Annotated in this window: 13 protein-coding genes and 2 tRNA genes; 6 read left to right on the top strand and 9 right to left on the bottom strand. The window is 55.4% G+C overall.

Annotation, left to right across the window (positions count from 1 at the left end; all coding sequences use genetic code 11):
* Window positions 1–18 precede the first annotated feature (18 nt).
* From ATI45_RS03225 to ATI45_RS03205, 5 genes are all read right to left on the bottom strand, one after another.
* Window positions 19–1,947 (bottom strand): ATP-binding cassette domain-containing protein, encoded by a 1,929-nt coding sequence (locus ATI45_RS03225; RefSeq protein ID WP_098418249.1) that lies wholly within the window; start codon window positions 1,945–1,947, stop codon window positions 19–21.
* A gap of 8 nt (window positions 1,948–1,955) precedes the next feature.
* Window positions 1,956–2,753 (bottom strand): MOSC domain-containing protein, encoded by a 798-nt coding sequence (locus ATI45_RS03220; RefSeq protein ID WP_098418248.1) that lies wholly within the window; start codon window positions 2,751–2,753, stop codon window positions 1,956–1,958.
* Between the two features lie 137 nt (window positions 2,754–2,890).
* Window positions 2,891–2,966 (bottom strand) — tRNA-Gly (locus ATI45_RS03215).
* A gap of 120 nt (window positions 2,967–3,086) precedes the next feature.
* Window positions 3,087–5,732: an AAA family ATPase gene (locus ATI45_RS03210; protein WP_098418247.1), complete on the bottom strand. Its 2,646-nt coding sequence runs from the start codon at window positions 5,730–5,732 to the stop codon at window positions 3,087–3,089.
* Window positions 5,729–6,850: a metallophosphoesterase family protein gene (locus ATI45_RS03205; protein ID WP_098418246.1), complete on the bottom strand. Its 1,122-nt coding sequence runs from the start codon at window positions 6,848–6,850 to the stop codon at window positions 5,729–5,731. The genes ATI45_RS03210 and ATI45_RS03205 overlap by 4 nt, the downstream gene beginning before the upstream one ends.
* 196 nt (window positions 6,851–7,046) lie before the next feature.
* On the opposite strand from ATI45_RS03205, the gene ATI45_RS03200 reads away from it, so the two are divergent.
* Complete coding sequence (locus tag ATI45_RS03200) at window positions 7,047–7,331, top strand: YebG family protein (RefSeq protein ID WP_007351943.1); 285 nt, start codon at window positions 7,047–7,049, stop codon at window positions 7,329–7,331.
* 15 nt (window positions 7,332–7,346) lie between these two features.
* Here ATI45_RS03200 and ATI45_RS03195 read toward each other — a convergent pair whose 3' ends face one another.
* Together ATI45_RS03195 and ATI45_RS03190 are read right to left on the bottom strand one after the other, a co-directional pair.
* Complete coding sequence (locus tag ATI45_RS03195; RefSeq protein ID WP_098418245.1) at window positions 7,347–9,893, bottom strand: EAL domain-containing protein; 2,547 nt, start codon at window positions 9,891–9,893, stop codon at window positions 7,347–7,349.
* Window positions 9,894–9,952: 59 nt separating this feature from the next.
* Window positions 9,953–10,555, bottom strand: a complete 603-nt coding sequence (locus ATI45_RS03190; RefSeq protein WP_098418244.1) for a DUF924 family protein — start codon at window positions 10,553–10,555, stop codon at window positions 9,953–9,955.
* Between the two features lie 121 nt (window positions 10,556–10,676).
* Between ATI45_RS03190 and ATI45_RS03185 the strand changes: the two genes are divergently transcribed.
* Window positions 10,677–11,582 carry a TIGR01777 family oxidoreductase gene (locus ATI45_RS03185; RefSeq protein WP_098418243.1) on the top strand — a complete coding sequence of 302 codons (906 nt, stop codon included), beginning with the start codon at window positions 10,677–10,679 and terminating at the stop codon, window positions 11,580–11,582.
* Between the two features lie 87 nt (window positions 11,583–11,669).
* Window positions 11,670–11,745 (top strand) — tRNA-Glu (locus ATI45_RS03180).
* Between the two features lie 121 nt (window positions 11,746–11,866).
* On the opposite strand, the gene ccoM is transcribed toward ATI45_RS03180, so the two are convergent.
* Entirely contained in the window at window positions 11,867–12,022 is a 156-nt protein-coding gene (gene ccoM, locus ATI45_RS23250) for a cytochrome c oxidase subunit CcoM (RefSeq protein ID WP_179888189.1), read from the bottom strand.
* 242 nt (window positions 12,023–12,264) lie between these two features.
* On the opposite strand from ccoM, the gene ATI45_RS03175 reads away from it, so the two are divergent.
* Genes ATI45_RS03175 through pta form a run of 3 tightly spaced genes read left to right on the top strand, consistent with a single transcriptional unit; the run spans window position 12,265 to window position 18,080 of the window.
* Window positions 12,265–14,685 (top strand): EAL domain-containing protein, encoded by a 2,421-nt coding sequence (locus ATI45_RS03175; RefSeq protein ID WP_098418242.1) that lies wholly within the window; start codon window positions 12,265–12,267, stop codon window positions 14,683–14,685.
* Between the two features lie 20 nt (window positions 14,686–14,705).
* Entirely contained in the window at window positions 14,706–15,893 is a 1,188-nt protein-coding gene (locus tag ATI45_RS03170) for an acetate/propionate family kinase (protein ID WP_098418241.1), read from the top strand.
* A gap of 36 nt (window positions 15,894–15,929) precedes the next feature.
* On the top strand, window positions 15,930–18,080 hold the full coding sequence (gene pta / locus ATI45_RS03165; RefSeq protein WP_098418240.1) for a phosphate acetyltransferase: 2,151 nt from the start codon (window positions 15,930–15,932) through the stop codon (window positions 18,078–18,080).
* 106 nt (window positions 18,081–18,186) lie between these two features.
* Here pta and der read toward each other — a convergent pair whose 3' ends face one another.
* Window positions 18,187–19,611, bottom strand: coding sequence for a ribosome biogenesis GTPase Der (gene der, locus ATI45_RS03160; protein ID WP_098418239.1), 1,425 nt, complete (start codon window positions 19,609–19,611; stop codon window positions 18,187–18,189).
* Between the last annotated feature and the right edge of the window lie 78 nt (window positions 19,612–19,689).

The following is a 19,689-nucleotide window of genomic DNA, read 5'->3' as shown; positions in this document are numbered from 1 at the left end:
CAATAAAAAGAGCCGGGGTCATTTCCCGGTCATTTCCTCCAGTTCCATCCAACGCTCCATTGCGGTCTCCAACTCTGCTCCCACCGCCGTCAGCCGGGCCAGGGTTTCATCAACTTTCTTCGCAGAATTAGCGTAGAAGTCCGCTGAGCCGATGGCGTCCTGCAGCTGTTGTTGCTCCTGCTCCAGGCGCTCAATGGTTTTCGGCAGCTGCTCCAACTCCAGTTTCAACTTATAACTGATTTTTGCCGCCGTGGGCTTGGTCCCGGACTGCGCAGCTGGCTTACTCTTGCTCTTACTTTCCGGCTTTTGCTGCTTGTCGCGCTGCCTGTCGGGCCGGCTGCCGCTTTTTTCGGCTGGAAATTGGCCGCCCTGGCGGCGCCAGTCGGTATAGCCCCCAACAAACTCGTGCACCTGGCCAGTACCGTCCAGAAACAGCGTTTCGGTGACCACGTTGTCCAGGAATTCCCTATCGTGGCTGATCACAATCACCGTGCCGCGGAATTCCGACAGCTGCTCTTCCAACAGCTCTAGAGTTTCAACATCCAGATCGTTGGTGGGTTCGTCCAGCACCAGCACGTTGGCGGGCTTGCTGAACAGCTTGGCCAGCAGCAAACGGGCGCGCTCGCCACCGGAGAACACACTGACAGGTGACCGTGCCCGCTCCGGAGTAAACAGGAAGTCCTGTAGATACCCCATAACATGTTTGCTCTGACCATTAATGTCAATGAATTCACGACCTTCCGACAGGTTATCAATTGCATTTCGAGTTAAATCGAGCTCGCCCCGAAGCTGGTCAAAATAAGCTACTTCCAGATTTGTACCGCGGCGAATGCTGCCCTCAGTGGCTTCCAGGTCGCCCAGCAGCAGGCGCACCAACGTAGTTTTTCCGGTACCATTTTCACCCACCAATCCGATTTTGTCACCGCGCAAAATGGTCAGGTTCATGTCACAAATAACCGCGGGGTGACCCGGATAGGCAAAACCGGCGCCCAGGGCTTCGGCCACCAGCTTGCCAGATCGAGCAGCGTCTTCCACCGCAAAAGTGGCCGTGCCACCGCGCACCCGGCGCTGGCGATGCTCTTCACGCATCGCTTTAAGTGCCCTCACCCGGCCCATATTGCGGGTGCGGCGAGCTTTGATGCCCTGGCGAATCCAGGTTTCTTCCTGCTTCAGGCGCTTATCAAAAAGTGCTGCGTGACGTTCCTCTTCTTCCAGCGCCTTTTCTTTCAAGTCGAGATAGTGATCGTAACTGGCGGCAAAGCTGACCAGCTGACCGCGATCCAGCTCCACCACCCGGGTGGCCATTCGGCGAATAAACGCACGGTCGTGGCTCACAAACAGGATGGCACCACGGAACTGGACCAGAGCGTCTTCCAGCCAAGCAATAGCGGGCACGTCCAGGTGGTTGGTAGGCTCATCAAGCAGCAGAATATCCGGCTCAGACACCAGCGCCCGCGCCAGCAGAACCCGGCGTTGCCAGCCACCCGACAGCGTATCCAGCGTGCGCTCGGGATCTACGCCGTACTGCGCCAGCATACTGGTGACTTTTTGGTCCAGGCGCCAGCCGTCCAAAGCCTCCAGACGCTCCTGCACCTTCATCATCTGGTTCAGGCTCTTTTCGTCTGTCTGTTGGGTCAGGTGGTGGAACTCAATGAGCAGTGCGCCGGTTTCAGGAAAAGCGCCAGCAACCACATCGTAGGCGGTGCGGATATCGCCAGAGGGCAAATTCTGTGGCAACACCGCCAACACCGCGCCGTCTTCCAGGCGGACGATGCCGCCGTCTGGCGTTACTTCATCGTTGACGATTTTCAGCAGGGTAGACTTACCCTCGCCGTTGCGACCCAACAGGCACACCCGCTCACCGGCCTCCATCACCAATGAGGCATTATCTAACAGCGGCTGCATTCCAAACGACAGGGAAACCCCGTCCAGCGTTAACAAAGGCACGTAGTTTATTACTCCGATTGATTCACGATAACGCAGTCACCCACGCTCAGCCGGCAAGGCGAGTCGTGAATCGCGTTCATTCCGAACATGATGCCGCCAGCGGTGCGACGATAGGTCGCAAGCGTCCGCAATGGCTGGACCGAAGCGGCTTTTTCCCCGGTATCTGGGTTAACAGTGGTCATTAAACAGCGGGAACAGGGGTTAAGCACCCGGTAACTGCCCTCGCCTATGGTAACGGCCTGCCAGTTGTCTTCCGACCATGCAGCGGCGCCATCAACCACGATATTGGGGCGAAAATGACGCATATCCACCGTAACCGCCAAGTGTTCATTCAGCTCCACTAGTGACGCCGTATTGGTAACCAGCAACGGATAACCGTCGGCAAAACTCACACGCCGGCGTTCTGTTGCCAGATTGGTCTGCACCTGGCGAAAACTGCTATCAGGCATGAATACGAAGCGCAAAGACAGGCCACAAAAGCGACTGATGGCACCATTGGCCGCATCACAACCCACCTGGCCCTGAACCCAATCGCGCCACACTCGCACAGACAGGTTCTCACCACTGGTTTGCAGCGCAATAGGCGGTTGCCCTGGCAGGGTAATAGAAACCTCGCCATCGGCACCCAGCGAAGGCTGAACCAATGCCAGCTGTGGCAGAGTGCGCTGGGTTACAAACTGACACTCGTCGTCAACCAGCATCCAGCGCCGGTCGCCGGCCGGACCAAATTCATCCAGCTCAAAAGAGTCCACGGCAATACCCGCAAGGGATTTGACCGGATACAGAAACAGCGAGTGCACGCGCATGAAAGTCTCCCGGCGGACAGCATGAAAGAAGACGGAAGAGTATAGCCGAGCGCTAACGCCATTACCCTTGTGTTTGCCCTTGTGATCGAAACGAACATAAAAAAACCCGGCCTTTTACAAGACCGGGTTTTCAAATTTGGAGCGGGAAACGAGATTCGAACTCGCGACCTCAACCTTGGCAAGGTTGCGCTCTACCAACTGAGCTATTCCCGCTAATGTTGTCGTAAGTTGTTGCCTGACAACGGAAGCGCATTATACGGATGTTTTATCTAGGGTCAACAAACTTACGCGAAATCTTTCAACATAATCATCAGGACACCCGCGTTTGGTCTGTTAAAGCACTGCCCTAGCCTTTAAAGCTTCCAGATTAATAGTCTCTGAGCCCATGTCCTGCCAGTTATCCGGATGGCAGGTAAACAACAGGATTTGGTGGCGCTGCGCCGCATCAAACAGAATTCGCTTCATGCTGTCCAGGCGAACGCTATCGCTGTGTACCAGCGAATCATCCAGAATGATTAACGTCGGCTTGTCGGCTTCTTTCAATAAATCGGCGTAAGCCAAACGACTGATAAGGCCCATCTGCTCTCGGGCGCCAAAACTGAGTTCGGCCATCTGACCGGTTTCCCCGTCGCGGGTGAAACGGCCCGGGAGCAATTGACTGTCTACCTCCAGCTGAGCATCGGGAAACAACACCGTAACGTAATGATTCAGGTGTTTCTGTAACGGCGCTTGCAAACGCTGAGTCAACGCCTGGCGCTTTTCCGTTAATAACTGGAGCAGCAACTGCAGCGCCTCTGCCCGACGCTGCAGTTGCTGGCAACGGCGCCGGTTTTGCTCCAGTTCGGCCAGGCAACGGCCACGCTGCTCCTCCAGGCCTTCGGCACCCCAGATCTCCAATCGTGCCCGCAACTCCTTCAACTCAAGCTCGCGCCCTCGCTGGGCCTGCTCAAGCTGATCCGCGCTGGCCCCCAGGCGCTGTATATCCTGCTGCACTAACTCCGGCCGTGCCGCGGCAATCTGCGCCAGCATCTGCTGCAAACGCCCCTGTTGCCCCGCCTGCTCCTGCTCAACTGCGATCAAATCGCTGTTTAACTGTGTCACTTCCTGCTGGCGTTGCTCGCTGTTCAGACTGGCGCGCAACGTGTGCCACTCGTGATCAGCGTTCTGATAACGATGAGATGCGGCCAGAAGCGCCTTTTCGTGTTCGCCGAAACGTTTCTCTGCTGCTGATAACCGATTTTCAGCGTCACTGCGCAGATCTTGCGCCTTAGCCAGAGCCGGTAAGCCTTTAGCCAATGTCGTAGCGGGTGCCAAAGCCTCTTTTTCTGCGCAGTTACGCGCAAGCTCCGCGCTCAAGGCCTGATAGTCGCTGTCCAGACTTGCCAGACCGCCGGGCACCAACGACTGCAATAGTTCCAGCATTCGATGCACATCCGCTTGCGCACGCTCCTGAGCGACCAGTGTATGATCTGCTGCCGCCAGGTCTGCAACACCCAGAGCCTGTAACTGCTCACCCAAAGCCAACTGCAACTGTTCCAGCTGACGCTGACAGCGAGCCAAGTCATCGCCACCAGGGGTAATTGTAAACTCGCCAACACCCACAATGCGCAGGCGCGTGCTGCTCAGCAGCAATTGCTCGCCCTGATGCGGCAACGTATCCTGACCCAACTCGATCTGTTGGCCAGCCTCCAGTTGCCATTCAATTCGCGTGGCAATTGCCTGCGAACGTAGGCGTGCATCATCCAGCTGGCGTTGGGTTGTACGCAACTGATCGACGGCGGCTTTGCTGATTTGATGCCGAGCCGTCAGCTTACGGCTCTCGCCCAGGGCCTGTTGTAACTCTGCCGCCCGTGATTTGCGCTCAGACAGCTGCTGCAACTGCGTTTTTGCTCTGGCGCTGCTGTGTTCCAGTCGCTGCCGAGTTTCCAGCAGCCCGGCCTGACGCTCTACCTCCAGCGCATCGCGATATTGGCTCTGGCACTGCTCTAAAGCAGCATGCAAGCCGGCTGCGGACGCTTGTACGTCATTCAGTGCCTGCTGCGCCGTGTTGTGTTCCTGCTCGCGCTGCTGCAACTGTTTGCCATCTGCCTGTACCTGCTGTTTATTGCGCTGTAACAGTGCCGCCCGTTGTTGTACCGAGGTCAAGGCCTGGTTCAACGTTTGCTGCTGGCCCTGTAACGACTCAATCTGACGGTAACGCTCCTGGGCCTCGGCAAGAGCCTGACGCACCTTTATCCAGGGTTGCTCACGGTCTATCTTGTGGAATTCCAGCGCAACCTTGGCGAGCCGGTCTACCTGATTTTGATACTGCTCTATGCGGGTTTCCAACGCGTCGAGCTCTTGCTGCCCAGGCAGCTCGTCAGCCAGCAACTGCTTGTATTCACCCCTTGGCGCGCCCCCTGCGGTCAGCAGTTCGCTAAGCTGCTGGCGTACGGTGTGAATCAACCCATCACCGCCTTCACTGACAACTTCCGATACCAGGCTGTTCAACGCCGATTGCAAATGATCGCCCGCATGCACAACGGCCTGTTCAATATTCTGCCCACTGCCCTGTTCTACCCAGAGTAGCCCCGGAATCCCCCAGTGCTCTTCTTTACTCGCGCCTTTTTTGGGGAACTGATAACCCAACAGCTGCGCCAACTTTTCTTCTGCCTCCTCGCCACTGTAAGTGGTGCCCTGTATCGACAGGTCACAGCGTTTACGCTGCAGAAAGCTCTTGTTCAACTGCCAGTTCTGACCGTTATAGTGAAACACCAATTCGATGGCGGGTGCTGCGGATGAATCACCCCAAGGCCGCAAATCTTCGGCGGCCTTGGAGCGATGGCGCTCAAAAAATGCCGCCCGAATGGCCCGCACCAAGGTGCTTTTACCGGCCTCATTCGGACCGGAAATAACATTAATACCATCACTCAAGCCATTCAATAAAAACGGTTTTTTGAACTGCTTAAACTGCTCCACCCGCACACTTTCAAGTTTCATGGATGCTCCTCCTTGCGGGCTTCAAGTAACAGGCTGGCGAGTATGGCCAGGGCATCGCGGGCAGTCTGTGCTTCTGCACCACTCTGCCGGGTTTGCAGCTGCTCAAGCACATCACCGACGTAGCCGCTGGCCTGCAATCCCGCCAGATCTTCCTCCGTGGGCACCAGCAACAAACGGGAGCGATCGTAGGTAACGCTGCGATAACGCGCCTCCGCGCGGGACAAAGCCTCCGCCAGACGCTGCTCACCCGCCAGGGTGATGCTGCCTTCCAGCTTAAGATCCAAAACGGAACTTTCCGGTAGCTCGTCAAGACGCTTCAGCAACTCATCAATATCGGTCTCTACCACCAACTTTTCTTGCCATTGATGCCAGTGATAGCGTGCCGTTTCCAGTGCTTCCACCTTAGGCAGAGCGCCAGGTTCGGACACGGTCACCAACAGTGCAAAACCCGGCTGATTATTCCGGAAGCGCTCAGGCTCCGGCGTACCGCTGTACCAGGTTCTCTCATTAATCTCCTTCAGGCCATGCCAATCACCCAGCGCCAGGTAATCCAGCGCGGCGCTTACGCTGCGATCGGCGGCAATCGGATTGGTGGCGTCAATGTCTTCCGCCAACACGCCTTGCACACTGCCGTGGGCCAGCCCCACCCGCAGCCATTGCGGCGGGGTGCTGAGTGAATCAAAGGGCGCGGTCAAATCATCGTAGGTGTGGCGCTGGGTTAAAGGCGCCGCCAGCACAGCAATCTTCTGGTGCGGCAGTTCTATAACGCCGCTTTCTAGCGCAAGGTGCACATTGTCCGGCACGGCATTGATACGCCGGGCGCGGGTCCACACGCTTTCGGCCAGCGCCGCATCGTGATTGCCCGGCAGCATTACCCAAGGCCCTGTAAAGCCCGCGGTTGCGTTAAACGTGCGGCGAATACAGCGGTCAGATACGGTTTGCGCATCAAAAACGTCGCCCGCCACCAGCACGGCATCGCAGTTGTATTCCACCGCCAGTTGCGCCAGGCGCTCGATAGCGCCATAACGGGCCTCAGCCAGCGCACTGCTGTTATCGGTGTCAAAGCGGTTGAAATAGCGCCCTATTTGCCAGTCGGCGGTATGAAGGAACCTTGGCATAGTGATGGCCTGATTGGTGAAATTAAAGGCGAAACATTAACACCAATATACCGTCTGGCGCAGCCTATGCCACTAGCACTGTATATATAAACAGTGCTAAGCTGCTACACTTACTGATCGCTGCATTCGCCTTGGTCAGGTTTTTTTCATTTTAAAACAGTCGATACCGGTTTAAACACCCGGCAAGGAGACATATATGGGCGTACAAACGCTTTACTTCAGCGACCGTGATGGCAAGGAGAAAGCAATGGCTGATCCCAACAATCTGCTGTTCACTTCTAAAAAAGAAGCAGATGAACGCGATAAAATGCTGGAGTTTTCTGACGAATTGCGGGTATTTCTGGAGCGCAGGGTAGAAGGCATCGGCGAGCAGATGGCTGAGCAATGTGCGCTGGTACTGGCGCAAGAACGGGAGCTGCTGGCGCGGGCGCTGAAAAAACCCGAGCTGCTAAACCAGACGGCAGCCACCCCCGACCAGTAAGGTAATTTTAGCGAATCAGTATTCCAGCCCCAGAGCAAACTGGCCCAACGGCACGGGTCTGGAATACAAAAACCCCTGCAGCAAATCGCAATCACTGGCCGTCAGGTAGTTTTGCTGCTCAACCGTTTCTATGCCCTCGGCCACTACCAACAGGCCAAGATGGTGCGCCATGGTAATCACCCCTTGCACAATCGCGGCACTGCCCCGATCGGTGGTGACATCGATGATGAAACTGCGGTCCAGCTTTACCTTGGTAATGGGTAGCTGGCGCAAATAGCTCAAGCTGGAAAAGCCGGTACCAAAATCATCAATAGCCACCTGAACGCCCAGGTCACGAAGACTCTTGAGCATGGAGATGGCCTTATCGATGCCAGAAAGCAGCACACCCTCCGTCACTTCCAGCTCCAGCAATTCCGGCGGTAACCCACTGACTTCAAGCACGGCAAGCACGTCTTCGATGAACTCTGGTCGGCGAAACTGTAAGGGCGAAATATTGACCGCAATCGACACCGCCTGGCCCGTCTGGCGCCAACGTTGGGCCATGTCCATGCACGCCTGATGCAGTACCCAGCGGCCAATAGCAACAATTTGCCCAGTCTGTTCCGCCAACGAAATAAAGGCCCCGGGCAGCAACAGCCCGCGATCCGGATGATTCCAACGCACCAGTGCTTCCGCGCTACGCAAACGGCCGGTTTTAGCATCCACCAGAGGCTGGTAATGCACTACAAACTGCTGGGCTTCGATGGCTTCCATCAATTCCCGCCGCATAATCACTTGCTCTGCGCCGGTTGTAGAGGCTGCACCGTGGTTCCAGCTGTAGGTATTGCCACCTTGGCGTTTGGCTTCGCGCGCTGCCAAAGCGGCATTATCCAAGAGTTCTTTTGGCTGTTGGACTAAACCGTCGTCTGACGCAATGCCAATACTGGCGCTGATACTCAAGCGCTGGCCTTCTATGTCATAGGCTTCCGCAAGGCGAGTCAACATTCGACTGACAAGCATCTTCACTTCGGCCTCGGTTTTCAGGGCCGGCCGCATAACAACAAATTCGTCTGCCGCCAAGCGGGTGAGCTCATCATCGTTGGCTAACAAATTGCGCAGCCGATCGGCGACCACCGCCAACAACAAATCCCCCACCTGGCGGCCAAGACTTTCGTTCAGCGACTTGAAATCGTCGAGGTCGACGTATAACAGCACCATGTCGCTGGGCTTGCCGCGCGCGCGGGCAAAGGCCTGGTTGAGGTGCGTCTCAAACAGCTGATGGTTTTGCAGTCCGGTAACAGGGTCGTGGCGAGCCTGATAGTCAAGAAGCTCTTCACTCTTGAGTTGACGCGTAATGTCCTGCTGGGCCGCAATATAGTGAGTGCAATTTCCACGGCCATCGTAGACCGGGGTTATTGTCAGTTTTTTCCAGAAGGTGGAACCATTTTTCCGGTACGACAAGAGCGTAATATCAAGCTCTTCCTGATGCTCCAACGCTGACTGAATCAAGCGCAACGCTTCCGGCGCAGTGCCTTTGCCAAAGAGCACCAAAAAACCCTTCCCGATAGCTTCCTCGGGCTGATAGCCCGACATTTCAGTGAATGCCGGGTTCACATAGACCATTGGATAGCCCTGCACGCTCGCATCCAGCATCACAACGCCGTTCGGACTTGCCTCAATGCCGCGTTCAAGCAAACGCATACGATCTTCGGCTTTTTTACGCTCGCTGATGTCCCGGGCGATGCCGTAACCGCCCCTAACTTCACCATCAACAACGATGGGCAGGTTAATGACGTCTACAAATATGGCCTGGCCCGACGCGTTCAAGCCAGCGATTTCGTAACTATGAGACTCACCTCCAGCCATCAAAATCAACGCGTCACTGGCGACGTTGTAAAACTCGGGTAACAGCACCTTGCTGTAATGCTCTCCGACCAATTGGTCGCGACCATAACCGGCGATGACTTCCGCTGCCTGATTACAGTCCACAAAGCGGCCATCAAGCCCAATCTCGAAGACGCCATCAGGGTGCTGGCTGAACAGAGACCGGAAACGCTGCTCACTCGACACTCTGCGATCTCTTTCCGCCTGGTGCTCTATCGCAAGGGCGGCAAGGCCGGCCGCTTTGCGGATAAGGGTAATTTCGGACAGTTCTGGCGATTTACAGTGTCGGTAATAGGTGGCGAAGGTTCCCAGTAGTTCGCCAGAGGGGGAAATGATCGGTGCTGACCAGCAGGCTGCGATTTTCTCTGACTTCACCAGGTCGATTAAACCTACCCAGCGGCTATCGTTTAATAGATCTTCACACACCACAATTTCGCGAAGATAGGCCGCGGCTCCGCAAGAGCCCACCTCCGGACCAATTTGTATGTCGCGCATTGCCTGCTGATAGTTCTGGCTGAAAGCATCACCGGCGACCAAGCTCAGCGTTCGGTTCTGCGCCGAATAGAGCATCACCGACACCATGGCATCGGGAAACTGCTCTTCAACCATCGTACTTATCGCCGACAAAATAACACCGAGCGGGCTTCGACGCCCGATCAGATCATAAATAAATTGCGCAGTGGTGATTGCTTGGTGCATAGCGTCCCTATTGAGGAAAGTCCGTTACTTACAGAGCCGGTAATACCAACGTTATAAACTTACTGGCCGAAACGTTTTCCATTGAGCAAATAGTCGCTCTCTTCTTTTGTGTTGGTTCGCCCCAATGCTTTATTGCGATGCGGAAAACGATGGAAGCGCGTGATTATTGCCTGGTGTTCAAGGGCTGATTGCAAAAAGCTGCCCATAAACTCCCTTAACAAGCCGCTGGTGGATGCTGTGAGCTGTTCATAACACTCTATCGCAAGTGACTGGTCTTCTTGGCGTTCGGAGTGCTGCAAGGGCATATAAAAAAATCCCCGCTGAATGGCCGGTAACGACACGTCAAAACCTTTGTTCATGCCCTGCTTACATAACTTTCGAGCCAGAATATCCTGCTCAAATGCCAAAGCACCGCCGCGAAAAATATTGCGCGAAAACTGGTCAAGCAGCAAAATTTCAGCGAGCACGCCGCCAGCCTTTTTCTGCCAGTGGTCAAGACCCTGCTCCGAGGCAAACAAGACCAGCGACAAAAAACGCCTACGAATTTCCTGATCGAACTTTCGGTTACTCAGAAACCAGCGGTTGCGATGAGCCGAGTCAGGCAGCCCATTTTTGTCTAACTCACCAAACCAGAAATCCAGAATGTCTTTCCAATCGAACATTCACCATTACCCTGTTAAGGTTGCTGCCATAGTACTTGTCTCTGCGGCAGTGTACGCGGGAAACAAGGCAACAGACACCCTTCACCACTAAGGGGCCTTCTACGCAAGGAATGGAAACACCATGAGCAGACACATATTGCTGACCGGTGGCACCGGTTTTATCGGACGGATTCTATGTTGTGAATTACTCGCAAACGGAGACCAAATTACGGTTTTAAGCCGACAGAGTGCAGCAGATGTGCGCGCTATATGCGGTCGAGTTGAAGCGCTGCCGGATTTGGCCAAATTGCGGGGCCATAAAGGCTTTGATGCCATTATCAACCTGGCAGGCGAAGGCATTGCTGAAAAGCGCTGGAGCGAGACGCGCAAGCAGGCAATTCGCGACAGTCGTATCGAACTTACCCAACAGCTGGTTGATGTGGTAAAAACCTGGCAGCAGCCGCCACAGGTCATGGTGTCCGGTTCCGCTGTTGGTTTTTACGGCGCCCATGGCAACCTTGAAGTAACCGAAGCAACGCTTCCACATAACGAGTTCACCCATCGTCTTTGCAGTGATTGGGAACAGGCCGCTATGAAGCTGGCTGACATGGGGGTGCGCGTCTGCCTGTCGCGAACCGGAATCGTGGTGGGCGCTAGTGGCGGCTTTTTGCAACGCATGGTTCTGCCGTTCAAACTCGGTGTAGGCGGCAAGCTTGGCAGTGGTGAGCAGTACATGCCTTGGGTACACCGGCAGGATGTTGTCGCCGCCTTACTGTGGATGCTGAATACCGAGACCGCATCGGGCGCTTACAATGTTGTCAGCCCATCTCCGGTGACCAACGCGACATTTACAAAAACCATGGGCAGTGTGCTCCATCGCCCTACGATTCTGCCGGCACCCGCCGTGGCCCTAAAACTGGCTTTGGGGGAAATGTCCGGACTGCTGCTGACCGGCCAGCGCGCAATTCCCGCAAGGCTTGTTGCTGAGGGTTTTGAATTTCGCTTCACGGACCTGGAGCCTGCGCTAAAGGATGCGATCGCAAACTGAAGAATAGCGGCAAAAAGTGTTGACACGGACAAGGGTGGCTCATACTATGTGCGCCACCTCAACGAGGCAAGTAGTTGAATATGTTGCGTCCCCTTCGTCTAGTGGCCTAGGACTCCGCCCTTTCACGGCGGCAACAGGGGTTCGAACCCCCTAGGGGACGCCAATTCGTTCTACTTATATTTCTTCGTTCTGGAACACAAAAAATCTCCGAAAACTGCCTAAGTTTCCGGAGATTTTTTATGTAACACACTTCAGTTTTATAGTGTTAGGCCTCGCAGCCTTAATCAAGCTGGCTTGTCGATCTTCTTATCCGCGGTTTTGGTAGCGTCAGGGCCATGGGCTTTTTGATCGCGCATAATAAAGACGCCAAATCCTACAAAGAATGCCACCACCAGCAGCACAGTTACGATTCCAGCAATAACAACGGTGTCCAGATACATGGCAAATCTCCTAAATTCTTGTGTTTCGATCTGAATTCAGGTTACGACTTGCCGCATACCCCCGTGTTGATCTACATCAAGCCCTATAACGGCTTAAAAAAATAAGCCGTGGCCTGTGATCGGCCCCGCCTTTTTCTTCCTTCGAACGGCGACCAATACAAGACACCGCGAAACTTTGACTGTTATAGTCCATTACTACCTTTCGCTAGATTCCGACCACTTGCGGGCGACCAATCCTTGATATGACGACACTTTTTAAGCGCCTGAACCTGTTTCGTCAGCGTTCGCTGCTGTCTTTGCATTTACTGGCCTGGGTCTTGCTATTCAGCCTGGCGTTTACGTTCATTTCGTCTGCGATACAACTTTACTCTGACTACCGCAAAGAACTCACGCAAATTACGGAGCGCATGCAGGCCGTCGAAACCAGCGACGGCTCTGGGCTGTCGCGAAGCCTGTGGGCGCTGGATCAGAAGCTTCTGCAAATCCAGCTGGAAGGCATTCTCAGCCTCCCGGATATTGTGCATTTAAGGCTTGCGATTGAACCCGATTCTGAACTGGTCATTGGTGAGCTTCCCCGCGATGCCGACACCATCGTTCACAGTTTTGAGCTGAATCATGGCCAGGGCGACAAGCTCAAACTCGGGCGACTTACCATTACCGCTGGCCTTGCCAGGGTGCATCAAGACATGAACAGGCGGGTGGGCATTATTCTCGCCACCCAGTTTTTACAAACGCTGTTTGTTTCCATTCTTATTATCTGGATTTTCCGGTTTTTTGTTACCCGACACCTGACCACCATGGCGGACTACGCCAGAGACTTTTCAATTCATAATCTGAAGCGCCCGCTGACGCTGAATCGGCCTGATACCCCTGGCCGGCGTCAGGACGAATTGGGCCAGGTGACCGACGCCATCAACCAGATGCGCGAGCGCCTGAATCAGGACATGGCCCGCCAAGAGCAAGATGCCCTGGAAATCCAGAAATTTTCGCAGGCCATTGAACAAAGCCCGTCATCGGTCATTATTTGCGACCGCCAGTGGCGCATTGAGTTTGTAAATCAAAAATTCAGCCAACTGACCGGTTACAGTGCCCGTGCCATCATCGGCAAACACCCGGGGGCACTGGCAAGCAGCGCCTCAGACAGTCGGGATACTGAAAAACTGTGGAAGTCCATTCGCCTGCAGGTACAGCGAGTTGGAGTCTGGCAGGGCGAAGTGACCAGTGCCCGGCGCAACGGCGAGCGCTTCTGGGAGCAGCTCATCATAACGCCCATCAAGGACGCGAAAGCAGACACCACCGGATTTATGATTCTGGGTGAAGACATCAGTATTCGAAAACGCTATGAGCGCCAGCTACTGCGACAGGCCAACTACGATATCCTGACCGGGCTGCCAAACCGCATGTTGGCACTGGACCGTCTGAAGCTGGCACTGGCGCAAGCCCGGCGCGAAAGCACTGAAGTGGGGGTGATGTTTCTTGACCTCGACGATTTCAAGCATATTAACGATACCCTGGGCCACGACGCCGGTGACACCTTGCTGGTTGAAGCCGCCAGGCGCATTTCCAGCTGTCTGCGCGGCACCAGCACAGTCGCGCGTCTGGGCGGCGATGAGTTTTTGGTAATTTTGCCTGGCCTGCAAAGCGCCGAGGGGTCGTCTCAAGTAGCCGAGCGCATACTCGAAACGTTTTCAATGCCTTACCATTTAAACAGTCACGAGGTTTACGTAACAACCAGCATTGGTATTGCGGTGTTCCCCGCAGATTCTGACAACAGCGGCGAGCTGATGCAGCACGCCGATGCGGCCATGTACCAGGCCAAGCGCAAAGGCAAAAGTGACTACGTGCATTTTTCGCCAGAGATGAGCGAAGTATCCCACGAACGCCTTCAGCTTGAATCCCGCCTTCGACGTGCTCTGCAACAAGAAGAATTCGAGTTATTTTACCAACCCATTGTAGACACCGCTAACGGTAACCTGCTGGCGGCAGAGGCCTTACTGCGCTGGAACAATCCGGAAATTGGCCAGGTCATGCCCGACCGCTTCATTCCGCTGGCCGAGGAGACCGGGCTGATCACGGCCATTGGCGAATGGGTAATTCACCAGGCCTGCCAAGCGGCCATGGCCTGGAAAAACCAACTGGGTCGCGATGTGGGCATTTCGGTGAACGTTTCACCTCGCCAGTTCCGCGACCCGGGCTTTGTTACCTCTGTGATGGACGCATTGTCTACGTCCGGCCTGGCAGCCGAGTTTCTGGAACTGGAAATTACCGAGCGCCTCATTCTGGACAACTCGATTGAGACTGCCCAGATTTTGCGGGAGCTTGACGAGCACGGCGTGCGCCTGTCGGTAGACGACTTTGGTACCGGCTATTCAGCCCTCAGTTACTTGAAAAGCTACCCGTTTGATACACTCAAGATTGATAAATCGTTTGTGCAAGATGTCCTCAAAGACCCGGATGACGCAGCGCTGGTCAGCGCAATCATCAATATGGCTCACAGCATGGGGCTCAGGCTGATCGCAGAAGGCGTTGAAGAGGAGGGGCAAGTCCAATTTCTGCAAAAGGCAGGTTGTGATTGCGCTCAGGGTTACCTGTACAGCCGACCACTACCCGCTATCGAATTCAGTCAGTGGCTGGATTCGTACACAGGCCAACAAAGAATCTGACAAACCGGAAACCCAGAATTATGCAAGACACATTGTTAGTGGTGAACTGCGGTAGCTCATCGCTGAAAATTGCGCTTTTTGACAAAGATCGACAAAAGATCGCGTCGATGCTGGCAGGACGGCTGAACACTCCCAATGCCCACTTTCGCATTGGAACACAGCGGGACGCCACCGTGCTGCCACCCAACACCACGCACAGGGAAGCCCTGGCCGTGCTAGTGGATGTAGCGCACAAAAAGGGCCTGATGCCGAAACAACCGGCGGCTATCGGCCACAGGGTTGTTCATGGCGGTGAAACATTTCGCGAAGCGGTACTGATTGACGACAAAGCGCTGGCCGCTATAGAAGCCTGTAGCGCGTTGGCTCCACTGCACAACCCGGTTAACCTTGAAGGCATTATAGCAACCCGCGAGCTGTTTCCGTTGGTGCCTCAGGTGGCTGTTTTTGATACCGCTTTCCACCAGACCTTGCCAGAAAGGGCATTTCATTACGCGCTACCACAACACTACTACCGTGACTGGGGTGTTCGCCGCTACGGCTTCCACGGCACCAGCCACGCTTATATGCTGCAACAGGCAGCTCTTCGCCTGGAGCAATCCACGGCTGACACCTCTATTATTTCTGCGCATCTGGGCAACGGCTGCAGTGTTACCGCCATACGTGATGGCAGAAGTGTTGATACCAGCATGGGCCTGACCCCTCTGGAGGGGCTGGTAATGGGCACCCGTAGTGGCGATATAGACCCCGGGCTGTTCGATTACCTGCAGAGCAAAGGCGTCAGCGCCGAGCAACTGCACTACGAACTCAACCACAGCAGCGGTCTTCTCGGGCTGTCAGGGCAAGCCAACGACATGCGCACCCTCAGCGACCTGGCGAATCAGGGCGATCAGCCAGCCCAACTGGCCATCGATGTTTTCTGCTTCCGCCTGGCCAAATATGTCGCCGCCATGATGGCATCACTGAACCGGCTTGATGCCCTGGTGTTCACCGGAGGCATTGGCCAAAACAGCGCCCGCGTACGCCAGCAGACCGTCAATCACCTGGGACTGCTTGGGTTCGCCATTGATGAGCACAATAACGATGACAACGGCCTGAATCGTGACGGCCGAATTGACTGTAAAGAGTCGCGCTTCCCAATACTGGTGATTGCTACCGACGAAGAACGTGTCATCGCGGGCGAAGCAGTACGTCTGGCAAAACTCAACTAACCGATTTGTCCCACGCTAGCGGCGGAATTTGTAACTATGGCAAAAAGTCTTTTTATTGCACCAACCTCCACAGATTCCGGCCTGACGTCTGTGTGCCTGGGCCTGTTGCGGGCACTGGAGCGGGTGGGTGTCAGCGTTGGTTTTTATAAGCCGTTTTGCCAGGTGGTGCACCAAGCCGATGCTACCCACAATAACGGCAAAGACTCTTCTGTTGAGTTTGTGCGCACCCACAGCCATCTTCAGCCGCCAACACCCATTACCCTGAAAGAAGCACAGCACGCGCTCAATCACAACAAATCTGACCTGTTGCTTGAGCGTGTAGTGGGTGAGTACCAGAAGGTGGCCTGCACCGTCGATGTGGTGATTATAGAGGGCCTGGAACCCGACCAGAACGGCACCTACATTACCCGCCTGAACGCCGAAGTCGCCCGCAACCTGGGCTCGGAAATCATTCTGCTAACGTCACCCAGAGGCTGTAGCCCCGTCGAGCTGGACGAACAACTGGGCTTCTCCGCAAGACTGTTTTCGGGACAGCATGAGGCTGACGTTCTAGGCGTTATTCTTAACAAAATCGGTGCGCCAAAAGAACGCAACATGCCCGGCATGACGACCCTCACCGCGACACCGTCTGAAGATTACCGCAACACATGCAAAGTGTTTAGTAGCGGGCAGTATCGGTTGTTAGCCGAAATACCTTGGGAACCAAGCCTGCTGGCACCGCGGGTTTCAGACATTGTGCGCGAACTGAAGGTAAAAGTACTGCACGAGGGCCAAATGCAGGCCCGCCGGGTGCACCGCGTTTCTGTTTGCGCCCGCACCATCCGCAATATGACCGAAATTCTTAAGTCCGGCACCCTTTTGGTGACTCCCGGAGACAGGGAGGACATTCTTGTGGCCGCCGCCGTAGCGGCCCTGAATGGCGTGCCCATGGCCGGCATTCTGCTCACCGGCGGTTTAATACCAGACCAGCGGGTGATCGAATTGTGTCGCCGGGCCATGGAAACCGGCATGCCGGTTCTCAGCACCACCACCAACACCTACGAAACCGCACACATGCTAGCGGGCCTGTCGAGGTCTATTCCTATCGACGATCCGCAGCGGATCGACACCGCCATGAACCTGATCGCGCCGCGCATTGATACCGACTGGCTGCAGGAACACCTTAAGGTGCCGCGCCAGACCCGTATGTCGCCGCCGGCGTTTCGTCACCAGCTTTCCGAGCGCGCCCGTGCTGCTAACAAGCGCATTGTTTTGCCAGAAGGCCACGAGCCGCGCACGGTACAAGCAGCCGTCATTTGCCACCAGCGCAAGCTTGCGCGCTGCGCCCTGATCGGTGACGCCATCGAAATACGCACAGTAGCAGCCTCTCTGGGCCTGGAATTACCACCCGACCTTGAAATTATCGAGCCCTCTGCGGTGCGCAAGCGGTACGTGGCGCCCATGGTAGAGTTGCGCAAACACAAAGGCTTTTCTGCCGAAGTGGCGGAAAGCATGCTTGAAGACAACGTCGTTCTGGGTACCATGATGGTCGCGCTGGACGAAGCAGACGGCTTGGTGTCCGGTGCCATACACACCACCGCCAACACCGTGCGCCCTGCCCTACAGCTGATAAAAACCCACGACAACGCGAAAGTGGTGTCGTCGGTCTTTTTCATGCTGTTGCCGCAGCAGGTTGTGGTTTACGGAGACTGCGCCATAAACCCGGACCCCAACCCGGAACAGTTGGCAGACATTGCCATCCAGAGCGCACAATCAGCCGAAGCATTCGGCATTGAGCCGCGCGTGGCGATGATCAGCTACAGCACCGGCGAGTCTGGCAGCGGTCAGGATGTGGATAAGGTACGCGAAGCTACCCGGCTGGCGCGGGAAAGGCGCCCGGACCTGCTGATTGACGGCCCCCTGCAGTACGACGCCGCCGCCATTGAAAGCGTGGGCCTTAGCAAAGCACCCAATAGCCAGGTGGCCGGCCGCGCAACCGTGTTTGTGTTCCCTGACCTAAATACCGGCAACACCACTTACAAAGCGGTGCAGCGCAGCGCCAACGTGGTCAGCATTGGGCCTATGCTGCAGGGCCTGCGTAAGCCGGTGAACGACCTGTCACGGGGAGCGCTGGTGGAGGATATCGTATTCACCATCGCCATAACCGCTGTTCAGGCCAAGCAGGTGGAAGACGCCGGCAAAGCCTGACCTTGCCCGGCCTTACGGTCTTACATAGCCAACGCCCATAAAAAAACCGGCCCACTATTGCTCATAGCGGGCCGGTTTTTGTTAGCGCTTAAGGCAATTCTGACTATCAGCGCTTCAGGCTCTTCTGCCGCGCTTTTTTGGGCTTGCCACCGCCCTTCTTTTCATCGTTGTCTTTTTTGACTTTTTGCCGCGGCGTCATCCGGTCCACTTTATGGGCAAACGGGTTTTCACTGGAGCGGAACTCGAAGCGGATCGGCGTGCCGGTTACCGCTAACACCTTGCGAAAGCTATTCTCCAGGTACCGTTTGTAAGCACCGGGCAAGGAGTCTGTCTGATTACCGTGCACCACAACCGTCGGCGGATTAGAGCCACCCTGGTGAGCGTAGCGCAGCTTGATCCGACGGCCATGAACCATGGGCGGCTGGTGCTGGGCAATCGCATCTTCCAGAATCGTGGTCAGGCGATTTGTTGGCCATTTTGCCATAGCCGATTCGTAGCAGGCGTTGACCGACTCGTACATCACACCCACCCCAGAACCGTGCAACGCCGAAATGTAATGCTTGTCGGCGTAGTCCAGAAAGTCCAAACGCCGGCGAATCTGTTCCTTTACTTTGTCACGGTCTTCACCGTTCATGCCATCCCATTTATTGATAGCAATCACCAACGAACGGCCGGCACTTAGCACGAAGCCCATAAGATGCATGTCTTGGTCAACCAACCCCTCGCGGGCGTCAATCACCAAAATCACTACGTGGGCGTCGTCTATGGCTTGCAAGGTTTTGACGATCGAGAACTTCTCAACCGTCTCTCGCACATTTTTGCGCCGCCGCACACCGGCGGTATCAATCAGGGTGTATTCCTGGCCCAAACGCTCGTAGGGGATATAAATGCTGTCGCGGGTGGTACCCGGCAGGTCGTAAACCACAACCCGCTCTTCACCCAGCATGCGGTTTACCAAGGTCGATTTGCCCACGTTGGGGCGGCCAACAATACCGATGCGAATGCCGGGGTGATTATGAGCAGCGTCTATCTCTGCATCTTCCTCCGGCGTCGGCAGCAGAATCTCCAACATAGATCGAACGCCGCGATTGTGAGATGCGGCAATGCGAAATTGGGATTGAAAACCCAGTGCATAAAAATCGGATGCTACCAGATTTGGATCCTGGCCATCCGTTTTGTTAATCACCAGGTGCGCGTGCTTGCCCGATCGGCGCAGCTGATCAGCAAGTACCTGATCACCAGGCATAACACCGGCGCGGCCGTCCACAATGAACAGAACGATGTCGGCTTCTTCAACCGCCTGCAAAGACTGCTTTGCCATCGCGGCGTCAAGCCCAAGCTCGTCGCCCATCAAGCCGCCAGTATCGATGACAATAAAGCGTTGATTTTCGTAATTGCCTTCACCGTATTTACGGTCGCGGGTCAGTCCCGGAAAATCGGCGACCAGTGCATCCCGCGAACGGGTCATCTGGTTAAACAGTGTGGACTTGCCCACGTTCGGGCGGCCCACCAGGGCAATGACTGGATTCATAGTGTTTCACTACTCAAAAAAAATGTCATTCGCTACTCACAAAAGAAGTCGGCCCAGTTTGGAGGCCGGGCCGCGTGT

This window comes from Marinobacter sp. LV10MA510-1 (genome assembly GCF_002563885.1).
GTDB lineage: Bacteria > Pseudomonadota > Gammaproteobacteria > Pseudomonadales > Oleiphilaceae > Marinobacter.
This window is presented reverse-complemented; position numbering and strand designations above follow the sequence as displayed.

Bases quoted from the DNA above. Each gene is read 5' to 3' on its own strand.
- ATI45_RS03170 (WP_098418241.1), top strand. From the start codon at position 14,706: ATGCAAGACACATTGTTAGTGGTGAACTGCGGTAGCTCATCGCTGAAA.
- ccoM (WP_179888189.1), bottom strand. From the start codon at position 12,022: ATGTATCTGGACACCGTTGTTATTGCTGGAATCGTAACTGTGCTGCTG.
- ATI45_RS03175 (WP_098418242.1), top strand. From the start codon at position 12,265: ATGACGACACTTTTTAAGCGCCTGAACCTGTTTCGTCAGCGTTCGCTG.
- der (WP_098418239.1), bottom strand. From the start codon at position 19,611: ATGAATCCAGTCATTGCCCTGGTGGGCCGCCCGAACGTGGGCAAGTCC.
- ATI45_RS03210 (WP_098418247.1), bottom strand. From the start codon at position 5,732: ATGAAACTTGAAAGTGTGCGGGTGGAGCAGTTTAAGCAGTTCAAAAAA.
- pta (WP_098418240.1), top strand. From the start codon at position 15,930: ATGGCAAAAAGTCTTTTTATTGCACCAACCTCCACAGATTCCGGCCTG.
- ATI45_RS03220 (WP_098418248.1), bottom strand. From the start codon at position 2,753: ATGCGCGTGCACTCGCTGTTTCTGTATCCGGTCAAATCCCTTGCGGGT.
- ATI45_RS03190 (WP_098418244.1), bottom strand. From the start codon at position 10,555: ATGTTCGATTGGAAAGACATTCTGGATTTCTGGTTTGGTGAGTTAGAC.
- ATI45_RS03200 (WP_007351943.1), top strand. From the start codon at position 7,047: ATGGGCGTACAAACGCTTTACTTCAGCGACCGTGATGGCAAGGAGAAA.
- ATI45_RS03195 (WP_098418245.1), bottom strand. From the start codon at position 9,893: ATGCACCAAGCAATCACCACTGCGCAATTTATTTATGATCTGATCGGG.
- ATI45_RS03185 (WP_098418243.1), top strand. From the start codon at position 10,677: ATGAGCAGACACATATTGCTGACCGGTGGCACCGGTTTTATCGGACGG.
- ATI45_RS03205 (WP_098418246.1), bottom strand. From the start codon at position 6,850: ATGCCAAGGTTCCTTCATACCGCCGACTGGCAAATAGGGCGCTATTTC.